Origin of the sequence: Flavobacterium limnosediminis JC2902 (assembly GCF_000498535.1) — a bacterium.
Lineage (GTDB): Bacteria > Bacteroidota > Bacteroidia > Flavobacteriales > Flavobacteriaceae > Flavobacterium > Flavobacterium limnosediminis.
Window position 1 is genome coordinate 171,882 of record NZ_AVGG01000019.1, and the last position, 14,165, is coordinate 186,046.

The window sequence follows — 14,165 nt, forward strand, 5'->3', positions numbered from 1 at the left end:
ATTACTTTTTCTTGTTTCCTTTTTTCTTAGCCTTAGAATCGTTTCCTTTTTTGTTTTTTGCTTTCTTCTTTGGTGCCAGCAATTCTTTCTTAGCCTTTAATCGCTTTTCGATTTCTTCCATTTCATAGGAAATGTCATTGGTAAAAGATAAAAGCTTCACTTCTTTTAGTGTTTTTAACGCTTTTTTGATTTCTCTTTTTCGTTCCAAAAGCAATACGGTTTTCAGCAAAACCTCCGCTTTATTGATTCCTTTGATTGTCAATGCGAAGGTTATCAGCTTTTCTGCTTCCTCAAAATCTTCATTTACCAACAAGGTTTGGATATAATGCGGATAAACTTCCAAGGCATGGATATCAACCGCAATCGCCTGTTGAAAATAATCTTTCGCCACTTCGTAACGCTGTAATTGCTCGGAATACACACGACCGTACAAACATAAAGCCATAGTATTTTTGGCATCATAAGACAAAGCATAATCCAAAGATTCAACCGTTTCCTCTAAGGAATACGGGTAATTGTCCAATGCCTGAAATAAGTATTTATCTATTGATTTCATTATACAATTCTTTTTTTAATCGCTGTCGTTCAGCTTTGATTTTCTTTTCTTCTTTTTGTTTCTTAAAATCAGAACCTTCAAAAGTCCGGATTGGATTCCCTCTTTCAATCTGAAGTTGATTCGTCCACTGTGTCTGAAACTGATTTTTTATCTGTAAAACCGATTCTTCCTTCAGTTTTTGTAGTAAACGTTCCGTCGCCAGTTTTTTATTCTGATGCTGCGAACGGGAATCCATACTGACAACACTCAAACCCGTAGGCAAATGTGTGGCCCTGATAGCGGAACTCACTTTATTAACATGTTGCCCGCCCGCTCCGGAACTTCGCATCGCCTGATACTGAATATCCTTCTCGGAAAATACCATCTCTTTTGACTTCTCAATTTCAAAAATCCCGATAAACCAATTTTTCCGTTTATGAAATTTCCTGAAAGTACTCTTTCCGATCCATTGAATTGTTCCGATCCAGGAAGCTGTAAAGTCAGCGGCAGTATTGCCTTCAAGCAAAATGATCGCCGAATCCACCGTTCCATTTTCCGAACCTGCTTCGTGTTGCAAAACTGTTGCTTTCAGATTCAAAGCTACAGCCTCCTGCAACACTTTCTTTAGTACCTGAGCAGCCACCCAAGTACATTCCGCAGGTCCTCTTCCAGAGGTTATTTGAATTATTTTTTCCATAATTATTTGTCCATTCTTACAATTTTCGGTGTAAATGTTCCCAGAACATCTACCAATTCCGTTTGTAAACTCATTACTGTATTGATGTCTTTATAAGCCATTGGCGCTTCGTCTACATTGCCGCCTATAAGCTTCACATCATTATTTTCTAAAATTTTATTGATCTGACTTTGCGTAAAAGAAGCTTTGCACTTCGCTCTCGAAAACAACCGCCCTGCCCCGTGTGAAGCCGAATTGATACTCTCTTCATTCCCTTTGCCCATCACAATAAAACCCGGAGCCGTCATCGAACCGGGAATAATTCCCAATTGTCCTTTACCCGCCGGGGTTGCCCCTTTTCGGTGAACAATACATTCTTTACCGTCAACTATTTCCTTCCATGCGAAATTGTGATGATTTTCGATGGTTACGGCGATGCGTTTTCCTAGCGCTTTTGCGATTCGGCGATGAATATCTTCGTGACACGCTTTGGCATAATCACCCGCTAAATTCATGGCCAACCAATATTCCTGACCATCGTGCGTATTCAAATCGAGCCAAGCCAAATGCTGAACATTCTTTGGTAACGGACATTGTTTCGTAGCCAGATACGTATAGTGTTTTGCGATATTGGCTCCCAATCCACGGGAACCGCTATGCGATAAAACGGCTATATATTCTTTAGCTTCCAACTTCCATTCCGGCAACGGATTCGCTAAATTCACGATACCCAATTCCACAAAGTGATTCCCGCCCCCAGACGAACCCAATTGCTTATAAGCTTTGTCTAAAAGTTGTTTCACAATCGGTATGTCCTGAAACTCGCTTCGGTAAAAAACTTCGTGATCCGATTTTACTTGGTGGGTTTCGGTCATGCCGAATTTCGTATTGTCTTTTAAAATTGCCATTAGCTGGTGATCTTTCCCTTTCAGAAAAGAAGCCGGCAAATCGAAAATCGACAAACTCATTCGGCAGCCGATATCAACTCCCACTCCATACGGAATTACAGCATTATCAGTTGCGAGCACGCCACCTATCGGCAATCCGTATCCGGAATGAGCATCCGGCATTAAAGCTCCTTTTACTGATATTGGCAATTTCAAAGCATCATACAGCTGAAATTTAGCCTGTTCATCAATTTCGTTTTCTCCAAAGATGGAAAAAGGTGCTCTGGTGGCATTCAACTGATTGAATTTCACTTGAACCGGATTCAGCAAACCCTCCACTACTTTTCCCCAAGTGCCATCTCCCTTAAACTTTTCAGGGTGTAACAGCACTTCTTTAGCTTCAGCAAGAATGCGTTCCTTTTTCTCTCTTTTACGATATCTGTTAATTTGCCCTAAGGCAATATTTATTGCATTATTTTTTGGAAAGCCCAACTTAATCAGGTCTTTCCCGGATAATTTATTTCCCATGATTTTTTTAAAAACTAATTATAACTGCCAATGGAAATCCAAGGCAAATTTTTATTCATTTGAATAAGTAGTTTTCGGGAAGTAATTTTGTAGGATCTAGAATAAACAAAAAAAAAGCCCGAAACTAAATGTCTTCGGGCTTTTTCATATATTTTTTATTTATCTATGATTGCGGTAAGCCACGAAGAAGAGCCACACCAGTTCCAACTGACGCATTGCTTTGAGGTAATGATTTAAATACAAACATTTTTCTTCGTTTTATGAGTTATTAATTTTCTGTTGCAAAGATTTATTTTTATTTTTCTAATTTCCAAACAATTACAGCAATTTCTTATTATTTCAAATTAATCTGAATAACATTATTCCTGCTAAATACCTGTAAAGTCAAGCGTTTTAACTCCATCTGAAGCATTGAAAAGACGCGCCCATTTTAGTTGTTCTTTGGTAATTGTACAGAAAAAATACGGCCAAAAAGATATAATACTGATTATGGAAGGAGTAATTCCGGCGCAGGATTACCAGTATTTGTTTGATGCAGGAGCGGTAGCGGTTTTTGGTCCCGGGACTAAAATCAGTGAAGCGGCGATTACCATTTTGAAAGTTTTATTGGAAGAATAATTTATCCATTCACTATAAAAACAAACCCTCACCGTAATTGCGAGGGTTTTTATTTATGTGAGTCTGTTGACGCAGTAATGTATTCAAAAAATGTAGCAGAGAAACTTGTTTCATTTTTTTAAAATAAAATATTTTGAAACAAAATGTGTTTCATTTTTTTAAAAAATTAAAAATTGAAACAATAGTTGTGACTTTTTTTTAAAAATAAAATTTAAATCACAAGTATTACGTATACACTTCGATGGCATGAAGTAACGGGACTTTACAAAGGAGTTATTCGGGTTTTCTTTTTTACATTTGCTATTAACGTAAAAACACCTTTAACCTAAATGATTCATGGAAATCAGAATCCGACAAGAAAACCAAAATGATTACCCTAAGGTGCACGAGCTTATAGAGGCTGCGTTCCGAAATATAGAATACAGCGACCATAAGGAACATTTTTTAGTGGAACGTTTACGAAAATCTGATGCGTTTATTCCCGAACTGTCACTTGTTGCCGAAATTGAAAACGAAATCGTCGGACATATTTTATTGACCAGGTTACGCATTGAAAATCAAACCGAATCGTTCGAATCCCTTGCTTTAGCACCGGTTTCGGTAAAGCCCGAATTTCACGGAAAAGGGATCGGTTCCAGATTAATTACCGAAAGTCATAGTATTGCAAAACGATTAGGATATACATCCATTATTCTCATAGGGCATAAAAACTACTATCCGAGATTTGGGTATGAACCAACCAGCAAGTATGGCATAAAAACACCTTTTAATGTTCCCGAAGAAAACTGTATGATTGTCTCCTTAACCGAAAAGGGTTTACTTAGTGTGCGTGGAGAAATAAAATATCCCAAAGAATTTTTCGAATAGAACCCGAAATACCAAAAACTACTGCTTACCTGGTTACAGTCGCGAAATTGTATCACAAAAGAAAAACCCCGAGTTTCCCCGGAGCTTTCCTATTTATTTAAGTTTGAATTACTTATTTCTTTTTGTGAAACCGCATCTTTGGCTTCGGATAAGAAATTATTGTATTTATCGGTGCCGTTTTTATAGACCTCATCCAATTTGTCTTTTACATCGTCGGCATATTTTTGTCCTTTTTCAAGGATTCTTTTTCTTGTTTTCGATCCTTTCGCCGGAGCGAACAGTATACCTAATAGGACTCCCGTTGCTAATCCGCCTAATACTCCTAATGCCACTTTACCTGTTTCCATGATTTTATTTATTTTGTTGAATTTATATTTTATTGAATTTATAATGCTTTTTTTCCTTGTATCAGTCTTAATAAGACTGCTATAACTGCAATAACAAGCAGGATATGTATAATGTTTCCCGCCCCATATGCGAAGAATCCCACTGCCCAAAGGATAAGTAGAATTACTGCTGCTGTAAAGAGTAAATTGCCCATAAAATTTAATTTTAATTTTTAAGCTTGTTTTTTTTTAGGAAAGTGTGATATGCATTGTATCGCACCTTTTTTAATTGTAAGAGAAAAACCGTTAAGTATGGTACTTAACGATTCTTTTCCATTTATGTATTAGTATTTAGAAATGACATCATCCAATTCTGATCTGGTTTTACCCAATTTAGTCTGAATTTTCAAAAACATTTCATTCTTTTTGCCTTCTTCAAAATTTAAATCGGCATCCGTTAATGTCGAAAATTTGGCTCTTAATTTCTTTTTCTGATCTTCCCAATTTAATTTAACTGGTGCCGTAACGGTTTTTCCTTTTTCCATAATAATGTACTTTAGCGTAACTTAATTGTTACAGTACAAAGGTCAACATTCTAACCTTCAAAGTGTTACACAACTCCTTTTTAAACTTACATGATTCACAGGTTTCATTTTTGTTGAATAAAAAAAGCAGAATTTGGCTCTGCTTTTTTTGATATTATTTCTTATTGTCTTTTCTTGTTAAATCACCGATTGATTTTCCAAGTTCATCCAAATCACGATTAAACTCTGTTTTAAATTCTTTCCAGTCTTCTTTACTGCTGACTTTCAAATTGTTAATTTTCGAATTTAATTCGGAGTTTCGTTTTTCAATCAACTCAATATTTTTCAGATAAACTTCATCGTATTTTTTATCGGCTTTTTTGATTTCCAATTTCAAATCACTGATGAGTTTTTCGTTGGCTTTGATTTTTGCTTCGGTTTCCGCTTTATAGGCATTCCATTCCGCATTCACATCATCTGTCACCTTTTGTTCCGACATCTCATCTAACGCTTTGTCCTGTTCGACTATCGCCTCATCCTGTTTCGCTTCATGTGTTGCCTCTACGACATCTTCTGCCTCAGCCTCTTTCGCCGTATCCGATTTACAGCTTGTTCCCAGCATTCCTACCATAAAAGTCGATATGGCCAGAATAAAAATTGATTTTTTCATTTTCTTACATTGTATTAGTTATATAAATGGATCATCTCCATTTTACAAAGGTGGTTTTATTGTGACGGAATGTGTTATACAATTCAAAAGAAGAGTTATATTATTCACACTTAGTGATTCCTCTTCTTTACACAATAAATGACCTTGGATGTTTTTCATTATGATTTACAGTAAATAAAAAGGAGATTATCCCAACAATAACAGATGCATAAATCGTACAAGCAATCATTTTAAATATGGTTTTGCGTTTTGAAGACAATACCAATTTCTCAATGATTTTTTTGTTATTGCTGCTTTACTGTGTTTGAGACAATCTCCTTAAAAAGTTATGAACGAATGTGTAATTTTCTTATGTAAAGTTCAGAAATAATGAACGGAAACCATTACATAACTTCTTGCAAAAATTATATAATTCCGACTGAAATATATTTTTGTAAAACAAAAGGACCATTGAAACCAACAGTCCTTTTCAATCATCAAGGTAATCGAAATCAAAATTGTATTATTATATGTTTTTTTTAAAGTTTCTCAGTTGTGTTTTCAGTGTAAAAAGGAAACACTTTAATCTTTAGTAAAGTTGGTTGTTTTTTGGTTATATGTGTTATACAACTCTGCCGATAAGTTATATTATTACGTTATTTTTGAAATCGTTTTTTGAGATTCGGATACGTTTTTTTTGAAAGGGAGGAAACACACATTCACATTCGGCTCATGTACCAATTGAGTTCCCGTTCCATCTTTTGGAATTGAAAAAACGAGGTAATAACTTTTTGCAATCTCACAAAGGCGGTTTCGCTTTTAACAATGTAATCAAAAGCGTTGTGATGCATACAATCGACTGCCACTTCAATTTTGTCCTGGGAGGAAAGCATGATAACGGGGATTTTCGAATTATAACTTTTAATTTTATCCAATGTTTCAATACCGTTAATTGCATTTTTATCAATGCCATTGAGATGGTAATCAAGAACGATAATGTCCGGATTGTGTGATAAGTTTTCGATACAGCGTTCACCGCTTTCAAAAGTTTCTATTGCAAAATCAGCATGATGATGAAATTCGATTTCCAATAATTTCAGAAATAAAGCATCATCATCAACAAGAAACAATTTAATTTTTTTTGGAGTTTTCACAAGGTGTTTTCTTTTATGTTCTTAAGTTCAGCTTCCAGTTCTTTGAAGGCTTCTTCGCAAATGGTTTCCAATTCGAAAACCTGAGCCTGAATTTCTTTTGAAATCGTAAGTGAATATTCATATTTCTGAATTCTTCTTGCGATGCTTTCGATGTCGTACCCAATTCCCATAATGGAAAAAGACGGAATAATTTTATGTATGGCCTCCTGTAGTGACTGCCAATCGTTGTGCACTAAACTTTCTTTCATGGCATCTATTATCAGCGGTGTCTGTCTTAAATAAATGCGGATCATTTCTTCTATTAATATTGTATCGCCCTCTGTGAGTTGCTTTAAATAGTTCAGATTAGTGTATTTTTCTTTAGCTGTCGCGTTCATGATTCAATTTGAATAAAGTTTGGTTTGCCTATTTCCTCAATAGGGTGGCGTCTTTTTTCTTTTAATTTTTTAAAATGCGACGGTGAGAGTCCGGTTACTTTCTTAAACTGACCCGAAAGATGCGCCACACTGCTGTAATTCATCTTATCGGCTATTTCCGTAATGTTCAGTTCATCGTATATTATCAGTTCCTTAATACGTTCAATTTTATTGGAAATTATGAATTGTTCGATGGTTGTTCCCTGTACTTCAGAAAAAAGGTTGGCGAGGTAGGTGTAATTAAGGTTTAGTTTTTCACTTAAATAATTAGAAAAATTCACTTTAATTATCTCGTCAGAATGGTGTACCATTTCAATGATAATGCTTTTAATTTTCTCGATTAAAACCGCTCTTTTATCATCCATAAGTTCAAGACCCGAAACCAGCAATCCTTTATTGAGGAGTCTTCTTTCCTCCAAAGAGAGCTTTTCCATGATCTCAACTTCTCCCAGACTCATCACAATAAAGTGAATCCCAAGCTTTTTGAGTTCTTCCTTAACCGCCATTTTACAGCGGTTACTCACCATATATTTGATGTAAAGTTTCAAAGCAACACAATTTACCGTTAACGTTAAAGTTACGATTTACGGTTGCTTTTCGGTTGTATAATTTCTGATAAGAGTTATATAATTCAGAGATTATCCAAGGCAATACGCTTTTTTATTTTAAGTTGTTTGAAGAAACTCGGCGTAAGTCCGGTCACCTTTTTAAATTGTTGCGACAGGTGGGCAACACTGCTGTAATTGAGCATGTATGATATTTGCGTAAGGCTGAGTTCATCATAAAGAAGTAATTCTTTCACCCTTTCTATTTTGTGGGCAATGATAAAATGCTCGATGGTTATGCCTTTCACTTCAGAAAACATTTTGGCTGCGTGTGTGTAATCCTGTCCCAGCTTTTCACTGATGTAAACGGAATGATTTATTTTAGGCACTTCATCGGAGTAATGCACCATTTCGATAATTATGTTCTTTATTTTTTCAATCAACACCGCTCTTTTATCATCCATAAGCTCAAGACCCGATTTCAATAAGGCAATTTTAAGTTCCCGGAGTTGCTCCGGACTTAAATCGTCCATAGTTTCAACCGAACCGAGTTCGAGCAGTGCAAAGCGTATCCCCATTTTTTCCAGTTCGGCTTTCACTACCATCTTGCATCGGATGCTAACCATATATTTTATGTAAAGCTTCATTTTCTATGCTGCTGTGTTTTGAATGGTGATAACACAAAAAAATATCCAAAAAGTGATTTCGGCCACTTAAACGTTAGTCTTCATAACCACTTTTTACAATTGTCGAAATCATTTTAAATTGCACGTTGGCATTAAAAGAATGTCGGGCATGCGCCGGAATGATAATGCCTTCTCCCAGTTTTAACAAATGCGTTTTTTCATTTATTCTAATTTCTGCTGTACCGTCAATAATTTGGATGTAATTGTCAAACGGAGATGTTTTTCAGCCAATTCCTCACCGGCATCAAACGAAGAAGCGGTAATGTTACCCGTGGTTTTTTTAATAATTGTTTTACTCAGGACAGCATTAGGGATGTATTGAATGATTTCAACAATAATATGTGATTTTTCTTTTTCAACGTCAGATGAGTTCATGGTCTTTTGAATATATTTTTATTTTCAATTTAAAACATAATTACTTGATTTACAACACGCTTACACCATACAAAGATAACTGCTTTAATCGGTTAAGTCTTAATAAAAACAGTTTTTCGTGAGTTTTGAGATGTATTCTCCATTACAAAAAACAATCAAACAACCCGTTGTGTGCATCCTGACGTAATTGAAGAGGTTCCTGATGTATTTTTATACGCATTCAAGCGTAATAAAAGGGGTTCCTGACGTAAAATAACACGTTATCACACGTAACAAATGGCGTTCGGAAGCGCGTTCACCACGTGGGACAACGTGGTAAATGGCGTTCCAAACGGGGTTGACCACGTTAGACAACGGGGTAAATGAGGTTCCTAACGTGGTGAACCACGTTACCTAACGTGATAATTGGAGTCCGAAACGTGGTCAGCCACCCTACCCCACGTGGTAAACGCACTTCGAGACGTGGTAAACCACGTTAATCAACCGGGCAAACGGAGTTATAAAGGTGGTAAACCACATGATACTGCAACTGAGACAAGAAAAAACCTCCTACAATCGACGTAATAAAATCAAAAAGAGAGCTTGCAAAATAGAACCACTTTACTATCCGTATTGGAATCCTCATAAAAAAGTGAATCAAACAGCGTAGCCAATTTCTTCAAATCGAGTACCTTTACTACAGAGTATCAACCTACTACACTCTACCATTAGGCATCATTACAAAATTTACGGGTCTTTATACCTCAGGTAGGTCAACTAATTCCAACTAAAACTATTCATCCATATGACTGAAAATACAGATACCGGTGATGAAATTTCAGATAATCTACTACCATTGGAACCGGAAAAAACCAACGATAACAAAGAACCTGACACCATCACTACTAAAGAAAACGAAACTATGGAAGCGCATCCTCATGTTCACCATAATGGAAAAAAGAACTGGAAAGCCTATTTCTGGGAGTTTTTAATGCTGTTTCTCGCGGTCTTTTGCGGCTTTCTTGCTGAATATCGGCTGGAACATGTTATCGAACACAATAGGGAGGAAGTTCTCATGTATTCACTTACCGAAGATCTTCAAACAGATTACACCCAATTGGAAACTTATATCGGATGGAGAACCGAAACCGACGGAGAGTTTGATTCCATTGTAAAAATGCTGGCGAAACCAACGCGGGACGAAAACACTTATCACTTATATAAATTTACAAACAATGCAACGCTTCGCTTTGGTTTGCCTGATATCAGTGAGCGTACTATACTGCAGTTAAAGAATGCCGGCGGATTGCGACTCATTCGAAACAAAGCGGTGTCGAATGCCATCAACAAACACTACATGAACGTAAACCGAATGAAATCGACTTATGAAACCGAACGCTTTGTCAGACTGAAACTGCTGGATTCAAGGGCTAACCTTTTCGATGCCTCCGTATTCATTCAACCTGAAATCCCGCGTGAAGGAATTAAATTAATGACCAATGATTATGTCATTATCAATCATTTTATGAGCGATGTTCTTGCCGCGAAACAACTGAATAAACGTTTAATCGGGGAACTGGACCAGGTTAAAAAAAGTTCTGCTCATTTAAAGCAGCTTATCGAAAAAGAATACCCGATCAAGTAACAACCCAAATCGCACAGTCAACTTTCATTTCAATCCATAAAAAAGCCACTCTTCTATAGGTAAAGTGGCTCCCTTGTTTCTTGTTTCTTGTTTCTCCTGCTTACTTTAAACACATTACTACCGCTCTCAAAATTACTTAATTTTTTCCGGACGGCTTAGTCAGCTTATCCATCACAGCATCAAGATTAAAACTGGCCGGTTTTTGTCGTATCGGATATTCCTTAAAGGACTCCAGCCATTTGGCCACTATGGCCTGAGAAGGTACAATGAGGAAGGCACGGTCTGCCATCCATTTGTCGTACTCAAACGATTCGGGTCCTCTTTCAAACGGATCCGATCTTAAATTATATATACGAGCGCCCCGCAACCTGTTGAAATCTTCCAGCCAAACACCCAGACCTGTATGATTCTGCTCGATAAAGCCAATCTTCCACATACCGACTCTAATACCAAAGAGATCGCCGTCATCACTCCAATACAAGAATTCTTTTCGGGGCGATTCTTTTACTTCCCCTTTAAAAAACGGAATCAGATTGTAACCATCAAGATGTACTTTAAAAGTCTTATTGCCCACTTTCATCCCTTTCATTGTTTTCTCGACAACATCAGGATCGCCGGCAGCCGCCAAAAAAGTCGGAAGCAAATCTTCGTGGGCACACATATCATTAACAATGGTTCCCGGTTTTATTACTCCGGGCCAGCGGATCAGGCAGGGTGTGCGGTAAGCGCCTTCCCAGTTAGTGGCTTTTTCACCTCTGAAAGGAGTACTTCCGCCGTCGGGCCAACTCATTACCTCCGCTCCGTTATCGGTACCATAGACTACTATTGTATTGTCTGTTATTCCCAATTCATCCAGTTTTTTTAAAAGTTCCCCAACCATCCCGTCATGCTCTACCATTCCGTCAGGATAAACCCCTAAACCTGTTTTGCCTACTGATGCCGGTTTTAGATGTGTAAAAATGTGCATGCGGGTGGAATTAAACCATAAGAAGAACGGTTTATCCGCCTTTGCTTGCTTATCCATAAAATTCATGGCAGCTCCCAGGAACTCCTCATCAACGGTTTCCATTCTTTTTCGTGTAAGCGGACCTGTATCTTCAACTTTTCCTCCGGCATAAGAATGTATCACACCACGAGGGCCGAATCTTTTTTTGAATTCCGGATTTTTTGGATAATCGGGATTTTCCGGTTCTTCTTCTGCATTAAGATGGTACAGATTTCCGAAAAACTCATCGAAACCGTGATTTGTGGGCAAAAATTCGTCCTTATCACCGAGATGGTTCTTGCCAAATTGTCCGGTGGCATACCCCTGTCCTTTCAGATACTCCGCAATAGTTGGATCCTTAGGATTTAAACCGATATCAGCACCCGGTAAACCAACTTTGGTAAGCCCGGTACGGATGGGAGACTGACCTGTAATAAATGCGGCACGGCCTGCAGTACAACTTTGTTGCCCGTACCAGTCCGTAAAGATGGCGCCTTCTTTTCCGATGCGGTCAATATTGGGTGTTTTATACCCCATTATCCCCATGTTGTAAGCGCTCACATTAAACCATCCGATATCATCGCCCCAAATGACAAGAATATTCGGTTTTTTTTTCTGTGAAAAGGAACTGCTGCACAGAAAGCAGCACATACAGAAGAACAAAAGTGTCTTAAAATAATTGCTTTTTCCTGCGAAATCGTGCAAAAAAACAGCTCTTGATTTACATTTTCCCATTTGCTTTAATTTTATTTGATGAATTAATAAACTTATTGGGTGGAATTATATAAGTCTGGGCAATCAATTGAAATTATGCTATCTCATAATTCTGCCCCTCGCATTTTTTCAGAACACGCGGAAGCATTTTATTTTTGGAGTATGACATTATTCAGGCATCATTTTAAAACACTAGCTCCATCACATTAGGAAACATAACAGGAAATGAAAAACCCTTTTCAATGGTATTTCACGATGCTGTTATTCTTTACATCAAATGAACATCATACCATTTTGCAGCTAGTTTGGCTAGATCTGCTTTCATTAAATCATCAGGGGTCATGGCGATTCTGAACTCGCAGGTGGCTTCAAAATTTAAAAACCAAGGCTCGGCGATAGCGGGAACAGCTGAGGCCTCATTCACTTCTACGACCATTATGGCACTACGGCAACCTTCCAGTTCCGAAAAATAGATGCTCTCCGGTTTAATATCTTCGATTATACGCCCTAGTATCTCTCCCGCCTTTCCATTTCTTACCATCGAATTGAAGGGTTCGATGGGAAAAATAACCGTAACTAACATTTTCATGGCAATCGGATTTAAAATTAACAACCTTAAAGATACAAAATAACACATTCCACACAAAGTATTAATAACTTTATTATCAGTTAATTACTATTATTTCGATTTGATTTTCCGGAAAGAAAGAAAAATAAAATTTACATGATTTTATTCACAACTTAAAATACCTCAGGATAGTAGCTTCTGCCTGCTCATAAAATAAAATCAAAATTCCCTGAAAAACAGACTTTCAAAAGCTATCAATCCCGATAATTAATTATGATTTATAAATAAACTATATTTGTTAGAAGTAAAACAATTGTCTGTCTAATACATTACACAAATGAAAAATAGAAAACGGATTGCTGCAGCCCTATTTTATTGTTTACAATTGACATTTTTTACAACTGTTATTGCAGTAACTCATTCCTGCACTACCAAAACAAATACCGATCCACTGCATCTTTCGGAATCCGAAACGATTCCAAATAACATTGACGATTCCAAAAAAACGATTGAAAATAAAAATACGCCACCCGATCAAAATCCAAAAAATATGCAATGGATACCCGGCGGCACTTTTCTTATGGGAACCGATGAAAAATGCGAATCCTTATGCCAAATTAGCGGGTTAACTTCCGATTGCCAACCTCACTCAGTATACGTTGATGGTTTTTGGATGGACGAAACCGAAGTGACCAATGCCCAATTTGAAGCCTTTACGAAAGCTACCGGCTATAAAACCATCGCTGAAACAACACCTACCAAAGAAGAATTCCCCGATGCCTTACCCGAAATGTTGGTTGCCGGTTCCGTAGTTTTTACACCACCTGCATCTGCCGTAAAGCTTGATAATTATTTCCAATGGTGGAATTATGTCAAAGGAGCCAACTGGCGCCATCCGGAAGGCCCGAACAGTTCAATAAAAGGCCGTGAAAATTATCCGGTGGTTCATATTGCCTGGGAAGATGCTGTTGCCTATGCTGCCTGGGCCGGAAAACGTTTGCCCACGGAAGCTGAATGGGAATTTGCCGCAAGAGGCGGTTTAAGTGCACAGAAATTCGCATGGGGAAACACCTTCATACCAAACGGAAAACACATGACCAATACCTTTCAGGGGCAATTTCCAATCGAAGACAAGGGGGAAGACGGTTTCAAAGGAATGGCTCCGGTGAAACAATTCCCTAAAAACGGATATGGCTTGTATGATATTTCCGGAAATGTGTGGGAATGGTGCTCCGATTGGTACCGCAATGATTATTTTGAAACAATGTCCGGAAAAGAAACCGTAAAAAATCCGCAAGGCCCGAAAGAAAGCCATGACCCAGCTGAACCGGGCGTACAAAAAAAAGTACACAAAGGCGGTTCTTATTTGTGTACCGACCAATATTGCTCCCGTTATGTGATGGGAACCCGGGGAAAAGGCGACTGGCGTACCGGAACAAACCATGTTGGTTTCCGTTGTGTAAAAGATCGTAAAACCAAATAAATAAG

Annotated in this window: 19 protein-coding genes; 4 read left to right on the forward strand and 15 right to left on the reverse strand. The window is 37.7% G+C overall.

Going from position 1 to position 14,165, the window contains the following annotated elements; genetic code table 11:
- Nucleotide 1: 1 nt before the first annotated feature.
- From FLJC2902T_RS13630 to FLJC2902T_RS13640, 3 genes are read right to left on the reverse strand one after another with little or no spacing between them, the layout of a single operon-like run.
- Nucleotides 2–556: a hypothetical protein gene (locus FLJC2902T_RS13630; protein ID WP_035678805.1), complete on the reverse strand. Its 555-nt coding sequence runs from the start codon at nt 554–556 to the stop codon at nt 2–4.
- Complete coding sequence (gene prfH, locus FLJC2902T_RS13635; protein WP_023580389.1) at nt 540–1,232, reverse strand: peptide chain release factor H; 693 nt, start codon at nt 1,230–1,232, stop codon at nt 540–542. The genes FLJC2902T_RS13630 and prfH overlap by 17 nt, the downstream gene beginning before the upstream one ends.
- A gap of 2 nt (nt 1,233–1,234) precedes the next feature.
- Nucleotides 1,235–2,626 (reverse strand): RtcB family protein, encoded by a 1,392-nt coding sequence (locus tag FLJC2902T_RS13640; protein ID WP_023580390.1) that lies wholly within the window; start codon nt 2,624–2,626, stop codon nt 1,235–1,237.
- Between the two features lie 489 nt (nt 2,627–3,115).
- Between FLJC2902T_RS13640 and FLJC2902T_RS16585 the strand changes: the two genes are divergently transcribed.
- Complete coding sequence (locus tag FLJC2902T_RS16585; protein ID WP_262487998.1) at nt 3,116–3,244, forward strand: hypothetical protein; 129 nt, start codon at nt 3,116–3,118, stop codon at nt 3,242–3,244.
- A 336-nt stretch (nt 3,245–3,580) separates the two neighbouring features.
- Nucleotides 3,581–4,111 (forward strand): GNAT family N-acetyltransferase, encoded by a 531-nt coding sequence (locus FLJC2902T_RS13645; protein ID WP_023580392.1) that lies wholly within the window; start codon nt 3,581–3,583, stop codon nt 4,109–4,111.
- 89 nt (nt 4,112–4,200) lie between these two features.
- Here FLJC2902T_RS13645 and FLJC2902T_RS13650 read toward each other — a convergent pair whose 3' ends face one another.
- The 10 genes from FLJC2902T_RS13650 to FLJC2902T_RS16540 form a co-directional block, all read right to left on the reverse strand.
- Nucleotides 4,201–4,458, reverse strand: coding sequence for a YtxH domain-containing protein (locus tag FLJC2902T_RS13650; protein ID WP_023580393.1), 258 nt, complete (start codon nt 4,456–4,458; stop codon nt 4,201–4,203).
- 38 nt (nt 4,459–4,496) lie between these two features.
- Nucleotides 4,497–4,652: a lmo0937 family membrane protein gene (locus FLJC2902T_RS16280; protein ID WP_155958915.1), complete on the reverse strand. Its 156-nt coding sequence runs from the start codon at nt 4,650–4,652 to the stop codon at nt 4,497–4,499.
- Nucleotides 4,653–4,781: 129 nt separating this feature from the next.
- The gene (locus FLJC2902T_RS13655) at nt 4,782–4,982 is read right to left on the reverse strand and encodes a CsbD family protein (RefSeq protein WP_023580394.1); all 201 of its coding nucleotides are present in this window, start codon (nt 4,980–4,982) and stop codon (nt 4,782–4,784) included.
- Nucleotides 4,983–5,136: 154 nt separating this feature from the next.
- Entirely contained in the window at nt 5,137–5,631 is a 495-nt protein-coding gene (locus FLJC2902T_RS13660; protein WP_023580395.1) for a sll1863 family stress response protein, read from the reverse strand.
- A gap of 698 nt (nt 5,632–6,329) precedes the next feature.
- A complete protein-coding gene (locus FLJC2902T_RS13665; protein ID WP_023580397.1) occupies nt 6,330–6,764 on the reverse strand; it encodes a response regulator in 435 nt (144 codons plus the stop codon).
- Nucleotides 6,761–7,141 (reverse strand): Hpt domain-containing protein, encoded by a 381-nt coding sequence (locus FLJC2902T_RS13670; RefSeq protein WP_035678812.1) that lies wholly within the window; start codon nt 7,139–7,141, stop codon nt 6,761–6,763. The genes FLJC2902T_RS13665 and FLJC2902T_RS13670 overlap by 4 nt, the downstream gene beginning before the upstream one ends.
- Entirely contained in the window at nt 7,138–7,707 is a 570-nt protein-coding gene (locus tag FLJC2902T_RS13675; protein ID WP_023580398.1) for a helix-turn-helix domain-containing protein, read from the reverse strand. Before FLJC2902T_RS13675 ends, FLJC2902T_RS13670 begins: the two co-directional genes overlap by 4 nt.
- A 104-nt stretch (nt 7,708–7,811) precedes the next feature.
- Nucleotides 7,812–8,372 carry a helix-turn-helix domain-containing protein gene (locus FLJC2902T_RS13680; RefSeq protein WP_051364410.1) on the reverse strand — a complete coding sequence of 187 codons (561 nt, stop codon included), beginning with the start codon at nt 8,370–8,372 and terminating at the stop codon, nt 7,812–7,814.
- A 73-nt stretch (nt 8,373–8,445) separates the two neighbouring features.
- On the reverse strand, nt 8,446–8,559 hold the full coding sequence (locus FLJC2902T_RS16535; RefSeq protein WP_023580400.1) for a cupin domain-containing protein: 114 nt from the start codon (nt 8,557–8,559) through the stop codon (nt 8,446–8,448).
- 14 nt (nt 8,560–8,573) lie between these two features.
- Nucleotides 8,574–8,786 (reverse strand): cupin domain-containing protein, encoded by a 213-nt coding sequence (locus tag FLJC2902T_RS16540; RefSeq protein WP_023580401.1) that lies wholly within the window; start codon nt 8,784–8,786, stop codon nt 8,574–8,576.
- Between the two features lie 784 nt (nt 8,787–9,570).
- On the opposite strand from FLJC2902T_RS16540, the gene FLJC2902T_RS13690 reads away from it, so the two are divergent.
- The gene (locus FLJC2902T_RS13690) at nt 9,571–10,410 is read left to right on the forward strand and encodes a hypothetical protein (RefSeq protein WP_023580402.1); all 840 of its coding nucleotides are present in this window, start codon (nt 9,571–9,573) and stop codon (nt 10,408–10,410) included.
- Between the two features lie 136 nt (nt 10,411–10,546).
- On the opposite strand, the gene FLJC2902T_RS13695 is transcribed toward FLJC2902T_RS13690, so the two are convergent.
- Both FLJC2902T_RS13695 and FLJC2902T_RS13700 read right to left on the reverse strand, forming a co-directional pair.
- Nucleotides 10,547–12,130, reverse strand: a complete 1,584-nt coding sequence (locus tag FLJC2902T_RS13695; RefSeq protein WP_023580403.1) for an arylsulfatase — start codon at nt 12,128–12,130, stop codon at nt 10,547–10,549.
- A 247-nt stretch (nt 12,131–12,377) separates the two neighbouring features.
- The gene (locus tag FLJC2902T_RS13700; RefSeq protein WP_245594755.1) at nt 12,378–12,746 is read right to left on the reverse strand and encodes a panthothenate synthetase; all 369 of its coding nucleotides are present in this window, start codon (nt 12,744–12,746) and stop codon (nt 12,378–12,380) included.
- A 268-nt stretch (nt 12,747–13,014) separates the two neighbouring features.
- Between FLJC2902T_RS13700 and FLJC2902T_RS13705 the strand changes: the two genes are divergently transcribed.
- Entirely contained in the window at nt 13,015–14,160 is a 1,146-nt protein-coding gene (locus FLJC2902T_RS13705) for a formylglycine-generating enzyme family protein (RefSeq protein ID WP_035678814.1), read from the forward strand.
- The last annotated feature ends 5 nt before the right edge of the window (nt 14,161–14,165 follow it).

Coding starts and splice junctions, on each gene's coding strand:
- FLJC2902T_RS16540 (WP_023580401.1), bottom strand. CDS start 8,786: ATGAACTCATCTGACGTTGAAAAAGAAAAATCACATATTATTGTTGAA.
- FLJC2902T_RS13630 (WP_035678805.1), bottom strand. CDS start 556: ATGAAATCAATAGATAAATACTTATTTCAGGCATTGGACAATTACCCG.
- FLJC2902T_RS13695 (WP_023580403.1), bottom strand. CDS start 12,130: ATGGGAAAATGTAAATCAAGAGCTGTTTTTTTGCACGATTTCGCAGGA.
- FLJC2902T_RS13700 (WP_245594755.1), bottom strand. CDS start 12,746: ATGTGTTATTTTGTATCTTTAAGGTTGTTAATTTTAAATCCGATTGCC.
- FLJC2902T_RS13675 (WP_023580398.1), bottom strand. CDS start 7,707: ATGGTGAGTAACCGCTGTAAAATGGCGGTTAAGGAAGAACTCAAAAAG.
- FLJC2902T_RS13690 (WP_023580402.1), top strand. CDS start 9,571: ATGACTGAAAATACAGATACCGGTGATGAAATTTCAGATAATCTACTA.
- FLJC2902T_RS13640 (WP_023580390.1), bottom strand. CDS start 2,626: ATGGGAAATAAATTATCCGGGAAAGACCTGATTAAGTTGGGCTTTCCA.
- FLJC2902T_RS13655 (WP_023580394.1), bottom strand. CDS start 4,982: ATGGAAAAAGGAAAAACCGTTACGGCACCAGTTAAATTAAATTGGGAA.
- FLJC2902T_RS13705 (WP_035678814.1), top strand. CDS start 13,015: ATGAAAAATAGAAAACGGATTGCTGCAGCCCTATTTTATTGTTTACAA.
- FLJC2902T_RS16280 (WP_155958915.1), bottom strand. CDS start 4,652: ATGGGCAATTTACTCTTTACAGCAGCAGTAATTCTACTTATCCTTTGG.
- FLJC2902T_RS16585 (WP_262487998.1), top strand. CDS start 3,116: ATGGAAGGAGTAATTCCGGCGCAGGATTACCAGTATTTGTTTGATGCA.
- FLJC2902T_RS13670 (WP_035678812.1), bottom strand. CDS start 7,141: ATGAACGCGACAGCTAAAGAAAAATACACTAATCTGAACTATTTAAAG.
- FLJC2902T_RS13650 (WP_023580393.1), bottom strand. CDS start 4,458: ATGGAAACAGGTAAAGTGGCATTAGGAGTATTAGGCGGATTAGCAACG.
- FLJC2902T_RS13660 (WP_023580395.1), bottom strand. CDS start 5,631: ATGAAAAAATCAATTTTTATTCTGGCCATATCGACTTTTATGGTAGGA.
- prfH (WP_023580389.1), bottom strand. CDS start 1,232: ATGGAAAAAATAATTCAAATAACCTCTGGAAGAGGACCTGCGGAATGT.
- FLJC2902T_RS13645 (WP_023580392.1), top strand. CDS start 3,581: ATGGAAATCAGAATCCGACAAGAAAACCAAAATGATTACCCTAAGGTG.
- FLJC2902T_RS13680 (WP_051364410.1), bottom strand. CDS start 8,372: ATGAAGCTTTACATAAAATATATGGTTAGCATCCGATGCAAGATGGTA.